14 protein-coding genes and 2 tRNA genes are annotated in these 21,097 nt (G+C 51.2%); 8 read left to right on the forward strand and 8 right to left on the reverse strand.

Annotation, left to right across the window (positions count from 1 at the left end):
* The first annotated feature begins 78 nt into the window (after positions 1-78).
* Entirely contained in the window at positions 79-1,026 is a 948-nt protein-coding gene (locus tag EJN92_RS20275) for an RDD family protein (protein WP_126129491.1), read from the forward strand.
* Positions 1,027-1,188: 162 nt separating this feature from the next.
* Here the strand turns inward: EJN92_RS20275 and pssA are convergent, their stop codons facing one another.
* Positions 1,189-2,562, reverse strand: coding sequence for a CDP-diacylglycerol--serine O-phosphatidyltransferase (gene pssA, locus EJN92_RS20280; RefSeq protein ID WP_126129492.1), 1,374 nt, complete (start codon positions 2,560-2,562; stop codon positions 1,189-1,191).
* Between the two features lie 351 nt (positions 2,563-2,913).
* On the opposite strand from pssA, the gene EJN92_RS20285 reads away from it, so the two are divergent.
* Positions 2,914-3,978: a patatin-like phospholipase family protein gene (locus tag EJN92_RS20285; RefSeq protein ID WP_126129493.1), complete on the forward strand. Its 1,065-nt coding sequence runs from the start codon at positions 2,914-2,916 to the stop codon at positions 3,976-3,978.
* A gap of 26 nt (positions 3,979-4,004) precedes the next feature.
* Here EJN92_RS20285 and EJN92_RS20290 read toward each other — a convergent pair whose 3' ends face one another.
* Positions 4,005-4,259, reverse strand: coding sequence for a hypothetical protein (locus tag EJN92_RS20290; RefSeq protein WP_126129494.1), 255 nt, complete (start codon positions 4,257-4,259; stop codon positions 4,005-4,007).
* 293 nt (positions 4,260-4,552) lie between these two features.
* Between EJN92_RS20290 and EJN92_RS20295 the strand changes: the two genes are divergently transcribed.
* Complete coding sequence (locus EJN92_RS20295; protein ID WP_126129495.1) at positions 4,553-5,377, forward strand: substrate-binding periplasmic protein; 825 nt, start codon at positions 4,553-4,555, stop codon at positions 5,375-5,377.
* 8 nt (positions 5,378-5,385) lie between these two features.
* On the opposite strand, the gene EJN92_RS20300 is transcribed toward EJN92_RS20295, so the two are convergent.
* The 3 genes from EJN92_RS20300 to EJN92_RS20310 all read right to left on the reverse strand — a co-directional run bounded on the left by EJN92_RS20300 (position 5,386) and on the right by EJN92_RS20310 (position 8,933).
* Positions 5,386-6,033 carry a GntR family transcriptional regulator gene (locus tag EJN92_RS20300; protein ID WP_126129496.1) on the reverse strand — a complete coding sequence of 216 codons (648 nt, stop codon included), beginning with the start codon at positions 6,031-6,033 and terminating at the stop codon, positions 5,386-5,388.
* 42 nt (positions 6,034-6,075) lie between these two features.
* Positions 6,076-7,500, reverse strand: coding sequence for an aspartate aminotransferase family protein (locus EJN92_RS20305; protein WP_126129497.1), 1,425 nt, complete (start codon positions 7,498-7,500; stop codon positions 6,076-6,078).
* 95 nt (positions 7,501-7,595) lie between these two features.
* Complete coding sequence (locus EJN92_RS20310) at positions 7,596-8,933, reverse strand: glutamine synthetase family protein (RefSeq protein ID WP_126129498.1); 1,338 nt, start codon at positions 8,931-8,933, stop codon at positions 7,596-7,598.
* Between the two features lie 373 nt (positions 8,934-9,306).
* On the opposite strand from EJN92_RS20310, the gene EJN92_RS20315 reads away from it, so the two are divergent.
* Positions 9,307-10,332: an Lnb N-terminal periplasmic domain-containing protein gene (locus EJN92_RS20315; protein WP_126129499.1), complete on the forward strand. Its 1,026-nt coding sequence runs from the start codon at positions 9,307-9,309 to the stop codon at positions 10,330-10,332.
* Positions 10,333-10,409: 77 nt separating this feature from the next.
* Here EJN92_RS20315 and EJN92_RS20320 read toward each other — a convergent pair whose 3' ends face one another.
* The 3 genes from EJN92_RS20320 to EJN92_RS20330 all read right to left on the reverse strand — a co-directional run bounded on the left by EJN92_RS20320 (position 10,410) and on the right by EJN92_RS20330 (position 13,227).
* The gene (locus EJN92_RS20320) at positions 10,410-12,689 is read right to left on the reverse strand and encodes a patatin-like phospholipase family protein (protein WP_170174927.1); all 2,280 of its coding nucleotides are present in this window, start codon (positions 12,687-12,689) and stop codon (positions 10,410-10,412) included.
* 210 nt (positions 12,690-12,899) lie between these two features.
* A tRNA-Arg gene (locus EJN92_RS20325) sits at positions 12,900-12,976 on the reverse strand.
* Positions 12,977-13,150: 174 nt separating this feature from the next.
* Positions 13,151-13,227: transfer RNA gene (locus EJN92_RS20330), tRNA-Arg, on the reverse strand.
* Positions 13,228-13,431: 204 nt separating this feature from the next.
* Between EJN92_RS20330 and EJN92_RS20335 the strand changes: the two genes are divergently transcribed.
* The 4 genes from EJN92_RS20335 (at position 13,432) to EJN92_RS20350 (ending at position 20,725) form a co-directional block, all read left to right on the forward strand.
* Complete coding sequence (locus tag EJN92_RS20335) at positions 13,432-14,670, forward strand: exonuclease SbcCD subunit D C-terminal domain-containing protein (RefSeq protein WP_126129500.1); 1,239 nt, start codon at positions 13,432-13,434, stop codon at positions 14,668-14,670.
* A 103-nt stretch (positions 14,671-14,773) separates the two neighbouring features.
* Entirely contained in the window at positions 14,774-18,874 is a 4,101-nt protein-coding gene (locus EJN92_RS20340) for an AAA family ATPase (protein ID WP_126129501.1), read from the forward strand.
* Between the two features lie 143 nt (positions 18,875-19,017).
* Positions 19,018-19,620, forward strand: coding sequence for a Cap15 family cyclic dinucleotide receptor domain-containing protein (locus EJN92_RS20345; protein ID WP_126129502.1), 603 nt, complete (start codon positions 19,018-19,020; stop codon positions 19,618-19,620).
* Positions 19,613-20,725 (forward strand): nucleotidyltransferase family protein, encoded by a 1,113-nt coding sequence (locus EJN92_RS20350; RefSeq protein ID WP_126129503.1) that lies wholly within the window; start codon positions 19,613-19,615, stop codon positions 20,723-20,725. Before EJN92_RS20345 ends, EJN92_RS20350 begins: the two co-directional genes overlap by 8 nt.
* The last annotated feature ends 372 nt before the right edge of the window (positions 20,726-21,097 follow it).

Consider the following 21,097-nt stretch of genomic DNA (forward strand, 5'->3'; position numbering starts at 1 on the left):
TAGTGAACAACACGCTGTCCTTGCCGCCATTTGCAGCAAGCGCACTAAGCGACTAACCAAAGCCAGCGTGTCAAAATCATGACAAAATCAAGTAAATTCAATCCCCGTGCATGGGTCAGCCCCGAAGCCTTCAATGTAAAGCCTGATTTACTCGGGCTGCCGCTAGCCACAGCTGGCCGCCGGGCATTGGCGATCACTCTGGATATCTGCGTGATTGGCTTGCTATCTAGCCTAGCCTGGCTTTGGCTGTTGGCGGCGATCGCCGCTGTACTGCATCAGTTGCGCAAAAGTTCCGCAGATGTATCCTATAAACAGCGGCGCTGGCTGTGGCTGGCCTTGCTGCTATTGAGCATCGTCGCCAGCATACAAATGGTGCGCAAGCTAGATGATCAGACACAAAGCAAGTCAGTCAATGCCGTGCGAGCACTCGACGACGATGTTGATGAACAAGTCGCCAAAGCCAAACTCTTGATCGCTAGCGCGACTAGCTCAGCGAACGTGGCAACTAATGCGGCAAACAACACGGCAACTGACACTGCCAATGAGAGCGAGCAGGAAAGCTTACCCGAAGAAACCGATGCCGCCCGTATCGCCACACTAGAGCAAGAGTTAGCATTGGCGCGACTACCGAGTACACTTAAGTGGCGCGAGCAGGTGATGAAAAGCTTGTCGTCTATGGGGCTACATTTTGGCTGGGCTATTGTGTATTTCAGTTTGCTGCCGTATTGGTGGAACGGACAAAGTCTGGGCAAGCGGGTGTTTGGTCTGCGGGTGCTTGAACTGACTGGCAAACCCATGCGCCCCTTACTTAATCTTAGCCGCTACGGTGGTTATGCAGCCGGCATGGCCACCGGCGGTATCGGTTTTTTACAGGTATTGTGGGATATGAACCGCCAAGCGATACAGGACAAAATCGCCCACACCGTAGTGGTCGATCTACGTCAACCAAGGCGGCTAGATCTACTCGAGGCGCACTTGAATCAGCCAACTAGCAGCGAACAGACTCAGGACGGCACCGCCGTTTGATTAACGAACACGGCACTAGAAACTGAGCCTTAGCCAAAAAAACAAGCATGCCTCGCTCACCCAATACGCATGCGGTCTGCAGGCCAGGCAGGCTGGAAACCCGCATGGATACTGCGCCTGCGGCCTATGCCAATTAGAAAATGCTAAGCCACTGGCAGCGCATCACAAAACCCGGTAAGCCAGATGATCAAGCCGGGTGCGGCTTAAGCGGCTGAGTAATTTCTTTACCTCAGGCGGATAATCCTGCAATTTTTCTAGCGCGGAATAATGGCTGACGTTTTTTGTATGGAGATAAATACTGGCTAATTCCTGCTGCTTTTTCAGCGCCAGTTGCTGCTCGGGATCGTGGATCAGCAAGGCGTTTTCCAAATCCAGGCGGAAGGCGCGTGGATTAAGATTATTCCCGGTGAGCAGCAGGTAATCCTGATCTACCCATACCCCCTTGAGATGAAAAGTGTTTTCCCCATCGCGCCATAGATGCAACTGCAATTGCGCACTGGTCAACTGCTCTTGGTGGAGCTTGGCAAACTGCCGCAATTTGCTTTCGTACAGATACGGCAGCGCTGCAATCAATTTAAAGCCCTGCTCGGGCGGTATGTAAAAATCATTGGCAGTTTTATCGCCGACAATAATATCTATCTTCACACCACGCTTTAAGGCGCGATTGATCTCACGCGTTACCGCCAGAGGAAAATTAAAATACGGCGTGCAAATGGTGATCTGCTGGGTGGATGCTGCCAGCAACTGACAAATGCAGCGATTCAAGGGGTTGTTTTTCCCAACCCCAACCAAGGGCGTCACCGACAAGCCAGCCGTTTCACTATCGTTTTGTGGCGACATGGGCAGCGCCCGGTTTTCTTGTGGCAGCAGATAACGTGCCGCCTTTAAGGCCGCTCTGAAACTACGAATTTCACGGCGCATGCCACGCGTAGAGGGAATGTCTGGCGTATCTAATCGGTGCACCGCCGAGCTAGCCAGAATGTGCTGCGCGATGAACTGCACCATACTATTGGCCAGCGCTGCATTCTTGATCAGCAGATAGCGGTCGTGCCTATACTTTTCTTGTTTGTGCAAATACACGTTATTCAGACTAGCCCCGCTATACAGAACCGTGTCATCGATCACAAAGCCTTTTAAGTGCAGCACACCGAACAATTCGCGGGTTTGTACCGGTACCCCGTAAATCGGTACGCTAGCTGCGTGCAGGCGCGATTGCTCCTGATACCAGAGTGCATTGCCCCCTTGTTTAGCGGCGCCTATCAAGCCACGCTGCGCCCTATGCCAATCGACTAAAATTCGTATATCCAAGCGTGGCTGAGCTGCCTTGGCGGCGTACAGCGCCTGCAGTATTTCAGCACCCGCTTCATCCTGCTGCAGGTACAAACTGCACAGATAAATCCTATGTTTAGCCAATGCGATCTGTTCCAGCAATGTGCTTCTAAATTGCGCGGCCGAGGCTAGCATGCTAACGCTATCGGCCGCCAGCGGGATGCGCGGTAGACGCGACAACGCAGAACGGGCAGGAAAAAATATCATGAAAAATCAGTCTCCAGACCGGGTAGGGAGAGCTTTACATTGAGGGAAGTGAAAGCGCGCTCACACCTGTTATGTATCTGCATCAAATTGCGCTCTCCATTTTTGATAACAACGACGGTAAAAATTCATATAATTGACCTGGCAGGCCAATTGAGTGCGACACATTATGCGCTAGCCACAATTACTTCATCAAGCGGTAATCTAATTCACCTACTCTGAGGACACCCTTAAGACTTCGAGGTAGCGCAACGATATAGGGCAACGATTTTGCGCCACACCAGACACTAGTCCCTAGTTAGTCCTGATTTTGAGTCCGAAGCGGTCATTTAGTTCAGCATTGAGGGATCTATTTTGCGCAAAAAAATGTTTACACTGGCCTTGCAAGGTGGCGGCTCACATGGTGCATTTACCTGGGGAGTGCTAGACCGTATTTTGGAGGATGGACGACTACCAATCGAGGCGATCAGCGGTGCTAGTGCGGGCGCGATGAATGCGATTGTCATGGCACAAGGATATATCAGCGGCGGTCGGGACGGTGCGCGCCAGAGCCTTAAAGATTTTTGGGGCAAACTCGCCTCGCTGCACAGCTTCGGCACTGGTTCAAGCGGGGTTTCGAGCCTCACTCATTTTGCAAGCCCAAACCCAGTATTTGAAAATTGCGACAAGCAAACTGACATGGAGCTTGTATCGGCCATGCCAGCCGGTTATAAATCAGCGCTGTCCATGCTGCGCTATTTTTCACCGCAACAAATCAATCCTTTCGATCTCAATCCCTTGCGTGAAATACTCACTCAACAAATCGATTTCGAGCGTATCAGAGGCCAATCCACACTTTCACTGTTCATCGCCTGCACCGAAGTCAACACAGGGCGCTTAAAATTATTTCGCAATGCACAGCTCAGTGTTGAAGTCTTGATGGCATCGGCTTGCCTCCCCTTAATCAATCGCGCAGTGGAAATTGAGGGGGTGGCGTATTGGGATGGCGGCTTAAGTGCGAATCCCCCGCTACTGCCCCTAGTGTATCAATGCCAGGCGAATAATTTACTGCTAGTGTTATTGCAAGAACAGAAGCAATCCGCACAGGCAGCACCCAGCTCAGCCAATGACATCTGGCATAGACTGAGCGAAATGGGTTTTAGTAGCTGCTATCTGACGGAGATGGATGGTTTATTAGCAGCCAAACAGCAAGCAAAGCGATCATACTTTGGCTTCGGTCGCTTAGAACGGCGATTGCGCGCCTTACAGATACACCAGATAGAACTGCCGCAAGCGATAGGCCAACTGGCGCCGCACAGCAAGATGTACGCAGAAGAGAAATTTTTACAGAGCTTACATAAGGCGGGAAGAAATCAAGCCGAGCGATGGCTAACGCAATATTTTGCAAGCGCAAACAAGCTAAGCAGCAGTCCGGCGTAGGCAAACGCCTAGCCGACGGCAAGCGACTAGGCGAGGCGTGGCAAAGAAGTCGCTAAACTCTTCAATTTTGCAAATAACCCTGATCGCGCTGGCGCATGCGTGCGCGGTGCATTCCGCTGAGCCAAATCGACATGAGCTGCATCGGTGTAGCCATCTAAGGCATCTAAACGAAAACGACCTAAGGATTCTATCGTGTCAGGCGCATGTTTGATATTCGGCGCTAGGCGACGGCTAACATAATCGGAAACTGGGGTGGTAAATAAGAGATGAGGAATTAACATGGAAATTGACTATTACATTGACTAGGCAGGCATTTTGCCGCGCCGCAACAAATAATGCCAATGACTAAATTAGATAGATGGTATTCCTGAGCCGAATAACTGCCCCCTCCAAACTTCAGTAGCCCGATTCATTAATATCGATTGTTAAGGATTGCAACAACCCACCTGCATAGTCTTTGTTTATTTGAGTTTTGACTTCGCACAGTGCATACTTGGCTCGAGTGCCAGTCCTTGCGGTTTTTTTAAAATGTCGCAAACGCCACCAACTTTTATCATTAACACAAAAAAGTGAAATGGCGAAATTTCATCTATCTCTAAATGCTTTTACTTTTCAAGTGCTAAGGCGTTCGCGTTTGGTCTGGCGCAATGGCAGCTTAGGTGATTTTCTGTTGTGCATTTTACTGCTGTTTGTCGCGGCCACTCCAACATTGACAGCGGCAGCCGAGGCACCTAGTCTCACTATTTGCAGTGGCGACTTCCCACCGTATAACAGCCCACTCTTACCCAATCTAGGGCCAGTTGTCGAGATTACTACGGAAGCCTTCCGCCGATCCGGTATCTCGATACAAGTGATTTTCATGCCTTGGGCGCGCATCCTCAAAGAAGGTCAAAATGCCAAATGCGCGATTCTGGGTATCTGGCGCAACGCCCAGCGCGATCAGCAATTTGTCTACACGCAAGCCATACTCGAACAAGAATTAGGTTACTTTGCCAGACGCAGTAGTAATTTTAAGAACTCCAAACCTCTGCAACTAGAGACCCTGGTCATAGGTGTAGAGCGTGGCAGCTATCTTTCCCCGGAATTGGAAGGCAAACAATATAGCTTCGACATCGCCAATAGCTTGCTTCTTAATCTGCGCAAACTGGCTAAAGGGCGTATCGATCTTGCATACGGAAATAAGGCCGCTGGCGAATACCTGATCAATACCGACCCTGAGTTAAACGATCCCCTAGTATGGCTAAACCCCAGCTTGGAATCAAAGCCTATTTATCTTGCGTTCTCCAACAGCTATCCAGAAAAAGAACACTTAATCTTGGCCTACAATCAAGGCTTGACGAGTATGAAAGCCGATGGGAGTTTCAAAAAAATCCTCTTAAAGGCCAAGCTCTCGCCTTAGTTTAGGCGCTATTTGCACACCAATTTCAGATATTGGGCGGCATAAAATAAATCCTGCTCTATGGCCCTACGCACCGCAGCACCATCGCGTCTTTGTAGCGCGGCAACGACATCCTCATGTGCATCATTGAGTTTGAGACTGTAGTGTTTATCCTCAAAAAGTTGGTTAGAAACTGGCCCAACTTTTAGCCATACTGTTTCGATTAATTCCATCAACATGGGCGAACCACTGGCCCGATATAAACTAGTATGAAATTCTTCATTCGCCTCCAGATAGGCGGTGACCTGGTTCGCTGCTATTGCGCTGGCCATCTGTGCGCTGAGCAACTGCATCTTGGCCAGGCCTGCTTCATTCATCCGGTAAGCGCCCTGCTCGGCCGCTTGTCCTTCTAGTAGCAGGCGTATCTGCAAAACATCATCAAACTGGGCGCGTTTTAGTTGAGGCACCATCACACCACAGTTGGGGGTATTCACCAGAGCCCCTTCGGCGGCGAGCCGCTGCAATGCCGCACGCACCGGCATGATGCCAACACCCAATTCGTCGGCAACCTGTCTAATCTTCAGGCGCTCGCCCGGCAAAAATCGCCCTACCGTCAGCCATTGATGTAAGGTCTGATAGGTTTTATCCTGCAAGGTAGAAGAAGGTTTTTCTGGCAAAACTATGCTCCAATAAATGATGAAGTTGAGGAATCGCTGATTTTACTCAGGCGACCGAATTTTCAATTGGTGCAGGCAATCTTCAAACACCGCAAGAAACGTATCTATGTCGCTCCTTTGGGTCTGTGGGCAGACCAGCATCATGTTATGAAATGGCGTGATCAAAATGCCGCGATTGAGTAAGTACAGATGAATCACTTGCTCCAGCTCACTATCTAAAATTAATGCGGCAGCACTGCCATTGCCCGGTGCCAGCTGAGAAAATTGAAACTCGGTACGCGCCCCGACTTGTGTCACGCACCAAGGCAAACCAAGTTTGCCGATTACAGCACGCAAACCGGCCGCCAAATAATCGGCCAGCGAAAACATCTGTGCGTATGCGGCATCGCTCATGACCTCAGCAAGATTGGCGCGCATCGCCGTCATGCTCAGCATATTTGCGGTCAGTGTGGTACCGATACCAGAATGCCCGGGTGGCGCCAAGCGCTTAGCTTGTTCTACTCGCCTGGCCAGCTCCTGGCTAAATCCATACACAGCACAAGCGACGCCCCCAGCTAAGGGCTTGCCCACTACCAAAGCGTCAGGTTGCAGACCGTGCTCTCTGGTGTAGCCGCCCATGCCCGAACTGATAGTATGCGTTTCATCGAGTACCAGTAATGTGCCGTAACGTCGTAAAATTTCTTGCGCCGCTTCCCAGTAGCCAGGTTGGGGCAAGACCATGCCTATATTTGTCATGACCGGTTCCGCCAGCACGCAGGCCACGTCCCGATTGGACAAGGCGGCTTCTAAGGCAGCGAGATCATTAAATTCCACCACCACAGTATTTGCGGTGAGATCAGTCACCTGTCCTAATAAACTATCACGCTGACGTGGCACACCATCGACCAAGTCGACAAAAACATCATCCACGGTGCCGTGATAGCAGCCGTTAAACACCAAGATTTTGGGGCGCTGAGTCGCTGCGCGTAACCAGCGCAAGACGAAACGATTAGCGTCCGAAGCACTCAAGGCGAACTGCCAGACCGCCAGACCAAAACGGCGCGCCAATTCTTCAGCGACCCAGACTGCGTCTTCCGAGGCTAACATCGCTGTATAGCCACGCACTGCCTGATGCGCCAGTGCACGCGCCACCGGTGGTGGTGCGTGGCCGAACATTGCGCCCGTATCGCCCAAGCAAAAATCAAGATATTGATGACCGTCCACATCGACCACCTGAGCACCACTGGCATGACTAATATTGAGAGGAAACGGAGTGGACCAGTCACTCATCCAGTGTAAGGGAACTCCAAACAGCATGTGTTCAGCCGCTCTCAGGGCTAAGGCTTGCGAGCGCGGATTTTTTTCTATAAAACGTGCAAGTTCCTGTTTATGCAAAGCCTGCGCGCGTAGCCAGTCTATGCCGCAACGAGTGCTGGTAGCGCTGCTTACGGCGACAGCAGTCGCCTGGTTAGAGTTGAAATTTTCCATTATCGTATGCCGTCCCTAGTTGGTTTTTTCTGTTCTCTATTTTGTGCAGCGCGCTAGCCGCACGCCGCGCGGGGCGCGACCCTCCGAGCTTACGATCACACCAACAACATCAAGTGTTCTCGCTCCCACGAACTAATCACACGGCTATAGGTGGCAAATTCAAGTTCCTTTACTTCACAAAAGGCTTTTACGAACAGTTCGCCCAAGATCTCGCCCAAGGGCAGACAGGCGCGCATACGCACGATGGCGTCTTCCAGATTGCGCGGCAATTCATCATGCACATGCTCGGCACTACCATCAGTCGCGGGCGAAGGCGTCATCGCATTCACCATTCCCAGATAACCACAGGCCAAGGTGGCCGCCATCGCCAGGTAGGGATTCACATCCACACCTGGCACACGGTTCTCTATGCGTCGATTGTGAGAGTCAGAATTAGGTATGCGTATCCCGCAACTACGATTATCGTAGCCCCAGCGCACATTGGTCGGCGCCGACATGAAACGGGATAGACGTCGATACGAGTTGACGTAAGGAGCAAACATTAACATCGCCTGCGGCACGTATTGCTCCAAGCCAGCCAAATAATTAAAAAATAAGGCACTGGCACTACCATCCGCATTCGAGAATATGTTCTGCCCAGTATTCGCATCGAGAATGCTTTGGTGGATATGCATGGCACTACCTGGTTCTTGCTCCATGGGTTTTGCCATGAAGGTGGCGAAAATACCGTGTCTGAGTGCAGTCTCGCGCACTGCGCGCTTGAACAGAAACACGCGATCTGCCAGCTCCAGCGCATTACCATGCGAGAAATTAATCTCCATCTGGCCAGCACCCGCCTCATGGATTAGGGTCTCAACGCCCAAGTCATGACTAGTGCAAAACGCAGACAACTCCAGAAAGAATGGGTCAAAATCATTTACCGCATCAATCGAATACGATTGCCGTCCAGACTCGGGCTTACCAGTGCGTCCTAGCGGCGGCGTCAAAGGCTCATGCGGATTACTATTGCGCGCCACCAGATAAAACTCCATCTCGGGTGCCACCACCGGCTGCCATCCGCGCTCGCTATATAACTTGAGTACTTGCCGCAACACCGCACGGGGCGACAAGCCTACCGGACTACCGTCAAAATTCACGCAATCATGTATTACTAGAGCCACCGCCTCTGCCGCCCAAGGCACTATCCGTATGGTGGCTGGATCTGGCAGGCATATCATGTCAGGATCGGTAGGCCCGACATACGGTCCATTCGCCGGTTGTTCGCCATTCACGGTATTGAGTAAAACACTCTTGGGTATGCGCATTTCACCGGCAGACAAAAACAGGTCGCGCGGCAGAATTTTCCCGCGCGCGATTCCCGTCATGTCAGCAATCACACATTCGACTTCATGGATGTTTTTACTTTTTAAAAAATCGTGCATGGCTTGCGACATTTTCAGTCTCCGGATTCGTAATCAACATGGTCACACTAAATCTGTAAAGCAGCTGAAAAAGGTTTTAGAGCGCCGCATCAACAAATTTTGTGATCACATCATATTCAATTAGTCGAAATACGTCAAAAATAATTCAAATATTTATTAATATGTGATCATATATTACTTTAAAACCAGAAAAAACGATCATTTCCATCCTAACTCAAAGCTTGAGGCTAGTTCAGAGTTTTGAGATAAAACCCTGCTCTATTATCATTAATCATTGATTATTTTTTATGTAAGATTTATTCTCCACAAGAATTTACACTTACGCCCGTCATACATAATTCACGGCTCAACCTTTAAAGCTCAAACGCTTACGCAAGGCCAATTTATGAAATTATTTTCTCTTCGCATAGCGCGCGCCCTTGCACTGGCTTTGCTCTTCTTACTCATACTGGGCATAGGTATCTGGGGCACTCTGGCGTTCGCCATCAGCGGCCCAGCAAACCTCCTATTGCGATATAGTTTAAGTGCATTTTTTGCTCTTAATTGCCTGATCAGTCTGATCGCACTAACACAAGCACGCTGGCGCTGGCGCGGCTTGATCGTCTATAGCATCGTGTTTGCCCTCACGTTAATTTGGTGGGCCAGTGTAAAACCATCCAACGATAGAAACTGGCAAGAAGGCGTCGCTGTGCCGCCCTGGGCCAAAATAGACGGAGACTTAGTGACCGTCCACAATATTCGCAATATCGTCTACCGCAGCGAAACTGATTACACGGTCGCCTATTACGATAGGACTTTCGATCTGCGCAAATTAGAAGGCGTCGATGTCGTCACCGTGCATTGGATGGGGCCTGCGATTGCCCATGTATTTCTGAGCTTCGCATTTGCCGGCGACCAGCATCTGGCAATATCGATAGAAACGCGCAATCAAAAAGGCGAAGGCTATTCCACTTTAAAAGGCTTTTTCCGCCAATACGAACTCCATTATGTCGTTGCTGATGAGCGCGATGTAATACGCCTGCGCACCAACTACAGGCACAATCCGCCTGAAGATGTCTATGTCTACCGCGCTCGCGGTGTGGATGGTGATGGGCAGCGCCTATTTTTAGAATATATCGCGCAGATAAACAGCTTGAAAACCACACCCGAGTTTTACAATAGTTTAACGACAAATTGCACCACCAATATCTGGCTCAATGCGCGCGTCAATCCTGACAATTTACCGTTAAGCTGGAAGATTTTAGCCAGCGGTTATCTGGCGGAGTATTTGTATGAGAATGACAGACTGGAGACTAAGGGCATGTCTTTTTCCGAGCTACAAAAGCAAGCATGGATCAATCCTCGGGCTCACGCCGTAGACAAAGCCGATAACTTTTCACAGTTGATCAGAATGCCGGCAATAAGCCGATAAACCTGTAGGTGAGCAAAAATTAAAGTTAAGTTTAAAGACGCAGATCTGCGTTCAAAAGCGCAGACCATGTGTGTGAATCAAAACGGTTTACCGAGGAAGAAGTACAAACTACTACTGCCATCCAGGGCATGACCGTAAGACAGATAAGCCGCACCGATAGGGGTATCGGTACCGACAAAAATACTGCCAGATCGAAGGATTTGATTTTGCGGATTACCTGCCACCAAGGGCTTACCATAGCGCCCTATTTCCAGGGAGCCACCGCCATAAGCGCCTTCAAGTATGCTGCCCTTCCACAAACGGTGGTAGTACATCACCCTGGCAAAACTCAGACTATCGACTAAAAATTGTCCGTTCGCATAGCCGGATTGATTTAAAAACCCGCCCATACTGATTTGATTATAAGCAGGTAATTCCCCGCTACCCAGCGTACCAGCAGCGCGCCCGCCGACATTAAAAGTATGCGAGCCGAACGAATACGCTGCATTTGCATCCAGATCCCATTTGGTATAGCGTTGATCAGATTTTAGCACCGCATTAGTGTTGTACAACTGCAGTCGACTGTACACGCCGCTACGCGGAAACACCACACTATCGAGCTGATCAAATAGCAGTCTGGCGGTAAATGCCCCCTCTTTCACTCTGTTCTCGGAAAGCACTAAGTCAGGCGGACCTATATCTTTGGTTTGCCGCACTGAGCCCACCTGCACACCAGCTCTAATCTCTGCATATTGAGAAAACTGACTACCGACAAGCAGACCCGCGCCGCTGGTGACCGTATCAAAAGTTGCGATCGCATCGCGCCCCAAAAACAGACTAGAGGTACTGCGCTGGATACCGATATGCGGTGCAACAAAGTAATCTCTTTGGGCATTGAGGGGTTGATAAAATTCACTATACGCACTATTGATATGCCCAAACTGGACATCGCTACGCCATTCGGCCCCAAGTGAATTGATCCAGGTCTTGCGATAACTGGCCAGCACATTAAAGTAAGCACTACCCTTGAAATCACTAGAAAGTCCCAGACCAAAACGCAAATAATCAGGACCCCATGATTTTTCTATGGCGTCCACCGCTAACACGCGCTTGTCGGTTTCATCCATAAAGCGATAATTAACATGTTCAAAATTGCCGGTGCCGTACAGCCTGCGCATATCCTTATCGAGTACCGCCTGATCGATTGCCTGTCCTTGTCTAGTCTCCATCTCGGCTTTAGCCGCAATAGGATTTACTTTTTTTAGATTTTCAAAGCGGATTTCATCCACATGACGCACATCCGGCACGGCCTCGGCCAATTGACGCTGACGCAAAGCTGCATATTCTTCGGTCGGCAAACTGAGTTGCGACAAGCGCTCAGTCAACAAGCGGGCTGCCACCTCACCGGTGGGAATAATTTTGGTTAAATGATCGAAATCAGAGGTCGAAAAATCGCCCAAGTCCGGCGAAATTAAAACATCGCTAGACTTTAGCGAGGCTAGCGAAGCCTGTACATTTTGCTCTGTGAGTATGCTCAGCATCTGGCCAGTCACACCCAAAATAGAGGTAATACTTTCGCGCTTGAGTAAAGGCGTACCGACATTGACCGCAATCACAATATCAGCACCCATGGCGCGTGCACTGGCGACCGGCAAATTGCTCGTGAGCATACCATCGACCAACATCATGCCGCCAAATTCGGCCGGCGCCACCGCACCGGGTACCGACATACTGGCGCGCATCACATTCGCCAATTCACCTTCACTAAAAACCACCGCTTTACCGCTCACCAGATCGGTCGCCACGGCCCGAAATGGAATCGGCAATTTATCAAACTGATGATAGCCCTTGGACTTAGAGAGTTGCCGTAATACGGTTTCTAACTGCACGCCACTCACCACGCCTTTAGGTAATTTAATGCCATCCCCAGTCACCCCAAGTTCAGGCCCGAACAAGATGGTGTAATCGTCTTGCTTACGACGCATGGCCTGCTCGGTGCGTGGCGGCGTCTCTTTAAACAAGAGCTCAGTGCTAATGCTATCAATAATATCTTCCATTTCTGCGATACTAGATCCGGTCGCATAGCTAGCCCCCACCAGCGCCCCCATACTGGTACCGGCGATGCAATGTATCGGCACCCGCAGTTCTTCCAACACTTTGAGTACGCCCACATGTGCCGCACCACGCGCACCACCACCAGAGAGCACTAGACAGATCTTAGGGCGTTTAGTAACTTGCTCGCTTTGCTCTAACGTAGCTGGAGCCTTCAGTGTCGTGCTCGCAGCATCGAGTGCCAACACACTTGTCTGCAGTCCAGTCAAAGCTAGCAGCGCGATGGTTATTGGCAGGCGAAAACAGCGTAGGGATTTAAATGTCATCGTGGCTTCCTTGCTTTCTAAGGCGGTGCAGCATGAGGGGGAAGAGTTTTAATGTGCAGGCCAAAATAATTACATGCTTCTCTAGCAATAATTTTAACAGACAGCTAGGCGTTTGATCGCTAGAATTAAGTACTTTTGCGCGAAGAATGCAGGGAAAACCGCGCGCACAAAAGAAAAAAGGGACTAGATTTTCATCTAGTCCCTATATTCTGGTGCGGCTGGCAGGAATCGAACCCACGACCCCTTGGTTCGTAGCCAAGTACTCTATCCAGCTGAGCTACAGCCGCGAAGGTCGCTACTATAGCACAGGCGACTTGATTTTCACAATGCTGGAGGCGGATATTTTTCTGAAAGGCAAAAAAACGGGAGTCGCTGGTGTGAGTTAGGTTCGTGAGTGTGGCTACGAGTTTGCAAGGCACAAAAGAAAAAAGGGACTAGATTTTCATCTAGTCCCTATATTCTGGTGCGGCTGGCAGGAATCGAACCCACGACCCCTTGGTTCGTAGCCAAGTACTCTATCCAGCTGAGCTACAGCCGCGAAGGTCGTTACTATAGCACAAGCAGCTTAATTTTCAAAGCCTCGCTGTCGCCAAACATGCATCTAGACGAGTGCATCGTGGGTAAATTGGTCGATATTGTCTTGATTTCCCACAATAAACATTGCTAATCACTTACGTTTTTCATCCGCATCAGTTATATTAGTGGCAAAACTATTACGCCACTCTGGCATCAAGGATTTCGCTTGCGCTTCATTCACACTTCTGACTGGCATCTGGGCCAGACCCTGCACAATTTTGAGCGCGGATTTGAGCATCAAGCCTTTCTCGATTGGCTGATCAGCACGCTGGTCAGCGAACAAGCCGAAGCGCTGTTGATCTCGGGCGACATCTTCGATACCGCCAACCCGTCGGCCGCCGCGCAAAAACAGTTTTACCGCTTTTTACAGCAAGCCAAAAGCCGCGTGCCGCATCTGAACATCGTCATCATCGCTGGCAATCACGATTCTCCAGGCCGGCTAGAAGCCCCCGGCCCCTTGCTAGAAACGCTGGACGCTACCGTGATCGGTTTTGTGCCGCGCCTGGCTGACGCCAGTATTGATCTGAGCAAGCTGGTGGTGCCATTGAAAAACGCGGCCGGCGAAATCCAGGCTTGGTGTCTGGCGATCCCCTTCCTGCGTCCGGGTGACGTGCCGCGGGTGGAAGACGCGTTCGATCCGTACATGCAAGGCATCGCCCTGCTCTACCAACAGACTCTGCAACATGCGCTGAGCCTGCGCCAGCCCGGCCAGGCCATCATCGCGCTCGGCCATTGTCACATGGTCGGTGGCGAGATTTCAGAAGAATCCGAACGCCGCATCGTCATCGGCGGCACCGAGGCTTTGTCGGCCAATATGTTTGACGCCAACATCGCCTACGCCGCGCTTGGTCATCTGCATCTGGCGCAAAAAGTCGGCAAGCAAGCGCATCTGCGTTACTGCGGCAGCCCGTTGCCAATGTCGTTTGCCGAAGTCGATTACCAACATCAGGTCTTGCGCGTCGATCTGGCAGATGAACAAGCGGCCGAGATCACGCCGTTGCTGGTGCCGCGTGCGGTAGAGTTGTTGCGCGTACCTAGACAGCCCGCGCCGCTTGCACAGGTCTTGGTAGCATTAACAGCGCTAGATATTGCTGCCGATACGCCGCCAGAACAACAGCCATATCTCGAGGTCAGAGTACGTTTAGATGCGCCCGAGCCCGGTCTGCGCGCCGCCATAGAAGCCGCGCTAGAAGGCAAACCGGTGCGGTTGGCCAAGATAGAAACCAGCTTCGCCGCCAAAATAAGTAGTAACGATGTGCCAGCCACGCTCGATGAGCTAGAAAGACTGCAACCCGACCAGATCTTCGAGCGCCTGTGCCGCAGCAAATTTGAAGGCGAAACGCCAGCGCCATTGACCGCCGCGTTTGCCGAATTAATGCTCAGCGATGAAGTGGGCACGCCATGATTAGGCCTTGCAGACACCCTCATCCCAACCTTCTCCCGCTTGCGGGAGAAGGAGCGAAGTGGGCCAAAATAATGAACGGCCGAAGAGTGATCGAGGTGCAAGCATGAAGATACTCGCCATACGCGGTAAAAACCTGGCATCGCTGGCCGGTGAATTTGAAGTCGATTTTGAGCAAGAGCCGCTAAAATCAGCTGGCCTATTTGCCATTAGCGGCCCCACCGGCGCGGGCAAAAGCACCTTGTTAGACGCCCTGTGCATGGCCTTGTACGAAAACACGCCGCGCCTGATCAAGGCCGGTGGCAATAAAACCCTACCCGACGGCAGCGACTTCATCACCCATCAAGACGCCGCCAATCTACTCAGGCGCGGTTGTGCCGAAGGCTATGCCGAAGTCGATTTTGTCGGCAGCGACGATCTTAGCTACCGCGCCCGCTGGAGCGTACGGCGCTCGCGCAACAAGGCCAATGGCGGCCTGCAACCGACCAGCATGAGCCTGCACCAATTGCCGCAATTATTGCCTATCGGCGGCAAAAAAACCGAGGTCAAGGCCGAGATAGAAAAACGCGTAGGTCTCAAATTTGAGCAATTCACCCGCGCCGTCTTGCTGGCGCAAAACGAATTCTCCAGCTTCTTAAAAGCCGAAGACAACGAGCGTGGCGAGCTACTAGAAACCTTAACCGGCAGTAGCATCTACAGCCAGTTATCGATGCGTGCCTTTGCCCGTGCCAAGCTAGAACAGCAAGAACTGCAACGCATCAACGACAGGCTGGCAGATCAAAAGCCACTGTCCGAAGAGCAGCGCACACAGCTGGAACAAGACAGCCAGGCCGCCAATGCCAGCGTGGCCGCACTCGATGCGCGCAAAGCCACGCTAGAGCACGACTTACGCTGGTTTGAGCTAGATAACAAACTAGCGCAAGAGCAGCAGCTAGCCGAACAACTTAGCCAGCAAAAGCAAGCCGAGCAAGAACAAGCCAAACCGCGTAGCAGCGCCCTGCAGCAGCTAGAGCAGGCACAAGCAGCACGCCCCTTGCTGGCAGAAACCGACAGACTAAGCCGTAGTATCAGCGCACAGCAAACCGCAATCACCGATGCCAGCAGCAGAGTGCAGCTAGCCGCGCTCAACCGCGATCAGATTGAGGCAGCACTGGCTAGCGCACAGCGCCAAGTACAGGCAGCCGAGCAAGCGCAAAGCCTGGCCGCGCCGCAACTCGATCAAGCCAAAGCGCTAGACGCCAGTATCGCCACGCTGAATCCGGCGCACCTGGCCAAACAATCCGCTCAGCACGCCGCCGAGCTAGCCGCTACGCTAGCCCAAGAACAGCAGGCCAGCAAGCAAGCCGAACTCAACGCCAACAAGCAAAAACAGCAGGCGACTCAGCAATGGCTAAGCCAAAACAGCGCCCTGCAAACGCTGGCAGAAAACTGGCCCGCCTGGGATATACTCCTCAGGCAAGCTAGCGGCTTGCGCAATGAATACGCTGGGTTTACAGGCATACTGGCCATAAACGCCAAAAACCAAGAGACCCAGAACGCGCAACTCGCCAGCAGCCAAGCCGCCCTGGCAAGCAGCACAGAACAACTAGCCAAAGCCGAGCTAGCGCGCCAACTAGCTAGTCAACACTATCAAGCCGCCAGCGAAAAATGTGGCGACACGCCCGCCAAAAAGCAAGCGCTAGACACACGGCGCGAACAGCTCAGCAGCGCCGCGCATACTGCACAGACACTGGCCGAGCTAGGCACACGCCAGCACAGTATGCAGGCGCAAGCGGCAGCCAGCGCGCAAGCCATCGCACTCAGCGAAGCCGCCGCTGCGCTAGCTGCCGCCAAGCTGCCGCAACTGGCCGCCGCGCAAACGCAAGCAGAACATTCACTCAAACTCGCCGAAGCCGCCTGTGCCGCCAGCGTAGAAAGCCTGCGCGCTGCGCTAGTGGTTGACCAGCCCTGCCCGGTGTGCGGATCAGAGCAGCATCCCTACCGCACCGACAACCCGCAACTGCGCGCCCTGCTACACGCCTTGCAAGAACAAGTACAGCAATGCCGCCAACAAAGCCAGCAAGCCCAGCAAGAGCACAGCAGCCATGCGGCACAAGAGGCCAGTGAACAAAAATCTTTGGCGCAAACTCAGCTAGAACTGAGCCAGCTAAACGCGCTACTACAAGCCCAGCAAGAAGCATGGAATAGTCACCCACTGGCTACAGAATTGGCGACCCTAGCCAAGGACGCCGAACGGCAAAACGCCTGGTTTAACCAGCAGCGCCTGGCCGTGCAAGAGCAACTAGCGCAGATCGCCGAGCTAGAAAACGCCAGCCGACTAGCGCTGCAAAACCGCGACACCGCGCAAGCCACCTTAGAACGCGCCACCCTAGATCATCAGAATAAAAAAGACGCCGCCAACCACGCCGCCAGCGCCTTAGAGCAAACACTAGCCGCCAGCAAAAACGCCAGCGAGCAAGCCCAACAAAGCAGCGAGCGTCTGGCACTCTGCCTGGCAGAACTAGCCCCCGCATTTAAGCCCCCTCGCCCGCTCGCGGGAGAGGCTTGGGGTGAGGGTAGTCCAAATAGCCATGCGCAGGTGGGCGACAACTACTCTGGCGCAAACGAGGACCAGGATCTATGGCAAGAACAATGGCAAGCCGCCCCCGAGCAGTTTCAGCAACGCTGCGCCGAACACGCCCGAGCCTGGCTTAGCCAAAGTAAAGAGCTAGAGCTAAGCGGCCAGCGTCACACCACCCTCAATCTAGAGCTAAGCAATCTGGCAGAGACGCAAGCCAAGGCCGAACAAGAACGCCAGCGCACCAGCACAGAATTGGCCGCCAGTAGTCTGGCGCTGCAAGACAAGCAAGCGCAAAGAGCCGCCATCCTGCGCGCACTCCATCCAGCAGAAAGCGGCGAAACCGTCCTCAGCGTCAGCCAGATAGAAGCGCAGTTGGCAAGCGCCATCGCCAGCGCTAAACAAGGCCAGACGCAAGCCACGCAAGCCGCCAGCGCCGCCGCACAAGAGCACAGCCGCAGCAGCGAAGCTCTAGCACTAGCCAAAGCGCGCCTCGCCAGCGACAGCGCAGAAGCCGAACAAGCCGCAGCGCAACTAGCCAACTGGCTAGAACAAAACGCCGCCCTATTTGCCAGCGAAGATTCATCATCGGAGGAAAACGAAAGCGAAAATTCTGAAGCAGGCCCTCCGGAACAATCAGCAACAGCGGCAACAGAGCAACTACGCACCCTGCTAGAACACGACGCCGCATGGATCACCGCCGAACGCGCCGCGCTGCAAGCGCTAGCCAACGCCAGCCAGCAAGCCGCCGCAGTCGCCCAAGAGCGCAGCCTGCGCAGGCTAAGCCATCAAGCCGAACGCCCTCAGTTAGAGAATCTAATTGCCGAACTTGGTGGCGAACTTAGTACGCAACTTAATGCCGAACTTAACACCACGCTCAGCGCAGCAAGCGCCACAGACCCAGATGCGCCCGACCAGACTGAGCTAAGCCAGGCCAGCGAGCAGCATCTCAACCCTGACAGCCCTATCAACGCAATCAGTGATACAACCGCCCTCGCCGCCTTACAACAAGCGCTGCAAACTTTAACCACACAAAGACAAGCCGCCAACGCCAGCGCCAGTCTGTGCCAGGCCGCCATCGCGCAAGATCAGGCGCGCCGCAGCCAGGCTGCCGACATCGTCAAACTGATGGAAAACCAGGAAGCCAAGAGCAAAATCTGGGAGACACTCAACGCCCTGATAGGCGCGGCCGACGGCAAAAAATTCCGCAACTACGCGCAGCAATACACGCTTGATGTGTTACTCGGTTACGCCAATCGCCACCTGCACGAACTATCACGCCGCTACCGCCTGCAACGCATCAAAGACACCCTAGCCCTGATGGTGATAGACCAGGACATGGGCGACGAAGCCCGCTCGGTACACTCGCTGTCCGGCGGCGAATCCTTCCTGGTTTCGCTAGCCTTAGCACTAGGCCTGGCATCACTGTCATCGAATCGCGTACGGGTCGAATCACTGTTCATAGATGAAGGCTTCGGCAGCCTGGACGCCGACACCCTGCGCGTAGCGATGGACGCCCTAGACGGCCTGCAAGCCATGGGCCGAAAAGTAGGCGTGATCTCGCATGTACAGGAAATGACGGAGCGCATCTCTACCAAGATCTTGGTGCAGAGGACTTCGGGTGGTAGGAGTTTGGTGGGGGTTGGATGAAAAACCGTTGAGCAGTGATTTTAAATATAGAAATGGCTATTGAAATGAAACTAATCGCCTCAAACTGATCCTATTGATTAACATTATATTAATTATTGAAGTTAAATGTACGTCATCTAATTTATCAAGAAAGAGGGGACAATATGCACGATTACGTAGTATTTGGACATGATAGAACTTCCATTGGAAGGTGGCTGGGATTAGCTTCTATTTTAATTGCTGGTGGCATAGCGCAATTACTAGCCTTTATGAATAAGCTCACCGGTCTCGACGCTTTTGCAAAGGCTACAGTTACAACGGGTTTAGTTTATTTTGTTTTGCATTGGGTCTTCAATAAATGGGCATGGAAATTACCATTTTTTAAAATTCCAGATTTGAATGGAAAATGGCTTTTAACGGGTCAAACTTTAAATGTGGATGGCAGTACCGAATTTAATTGGAGTGGTGAAATAGGAATAACTCAAAATTGGAAAGAGATTTTAATTCACCTCAAGACCAAAAATAGCCAAAGTAATAGCTATACAGCCACGCTATCAAAAAGGCATGGTCCAACAGGCGGTTGGTTACTAAGTTATAGCTATAGAAATGAGCCTGAATTGGAACAATCTCATGAACTAAATTCACACAAAGGTTTTTGCGAAATCGAACTCGACAGCGATTTAAAAATTGGTAAAGCGTCATATTTCAATAGCGCTGGAAGGCGCACTTTTGGTGTTATAAATTTAGTTAAGGAATCACATGATTGATTTTGATAAAAGGCTTCAATCCCTAAAAGACCGTCGTCAAGGCTCTCGAGAAACCGCCTTATTTGAATCACTGGGGTCAATACACGCGGGTGTAGATGTAAGAAAGTCTGAAGCCTTTGAGACGTTAAATGAATCAACGGGTATCAAATATACAATCGGAGCAATGGCAGCAGTTGAAGAAAAATCTACGCTTGTTTCTATTAATGAAGGTACTAGGGTAGCAAATAGTTTAATAAAAAGTCTGCTCAATCATGGCGAGTCTGTCACTCAAAAAGTTCAAGGCTCTGTGGCCCTTAATATTCACATCGAAGGACATTCCGATGTTGATATGCTGATAATCACAACGAACACTGTCAATGTCGAACTACCAACAGTGAATGTAAATGGTTATTTGCCCGCCAGCGATCCAAGAGCCTTGATCGATATTATTAAAGATGTTCGAAAAAAATCTGAAATTATTCTTCCAATAAATTTCCCTATGGCCGAGATTGACTGCAAAGGAAGTAAATCGATTGCACTAAGTGGCGGTAGTCTAAAAAGAAAAGTTGATATTGTTCCAGCGATTTGGTTCGATACCAGAAAATATCAACAGTCTGGTCAGGAACATGATCGTGGTATAAAAATTTACGACAAAGAGAACCATGTATTTTTATTAAATTATCCGTTTACCCACATTAAACTTGTCAACGATCGTGATTCTAAATATGCAGGAAACTTAAAGTGCGTCATTCGACTGATGAAAAATTTAATTGCAGACATGCCGGATTACAAAAAAAGAATCGCAAAAAGACTAAGTAGTTATGACTTAGCTGCGATCGGCTATCACATGGGTGAGAACCTATCTTTACCAACTTATATGAGATTAGGCCTTGTAGAGAAAATTCGGGCTCATCTCGCGCTACTTTGGGAGATAAAAGCCTATCGGGATAATCTCCATGTTCCCGATGGGAGTCGGAAAATATTTGATGACGAGAATAAAGTAGCTGCCTTAGAAATCCTTACTAACGAATTTACCGATTTGGCGAAATCAATATTTCAGGAACTGAAACCATTTAATTCTTTTTACGATTCTTCAGCGATCCTTAATAAAGCAGTATTTGCTTGAGGAGAATCGAAGATATTTAGGAAAAAGCAAGCGTAGCGTGCGTACCTCGTAGGGTGCGCCATGCGCACCGATCACAGCAAACTTCAGCCGTGTAGGGCGGGTGAAACCCGCGCTGTTGATCGGCAAGCAAGCGTAGCGTGCGTACCTCGTAGGGTGCGCCATGCGCACCGATCGCAGCAAACTTCAGCAATAAATTTTTGTTGTTGTTCTTGAGCGTTTGGTGCGCATGGCGCACCCTACAAATTTGCTGATGGTCGCATGTGTAAGGCCGTAAGGCGTAATACGTAAGGCGTCAATAGCCGCAGGCGTATTGCGCCGTATGCAACCACGGGGTCAGTTCTAACATTCCAACATTTTTTAGGCTTAAGGCGT

This window comes from Undibacterium parvum, assembly GCF_003955735.1.
GTDB classification, from domain to species: domain Bacteria; phylum Pseudomonadota; class Gammaproteobacteria; order Burkholderiales; family Burkholderiaceae_D; genus Undibacterium; species Undibacterium parvum.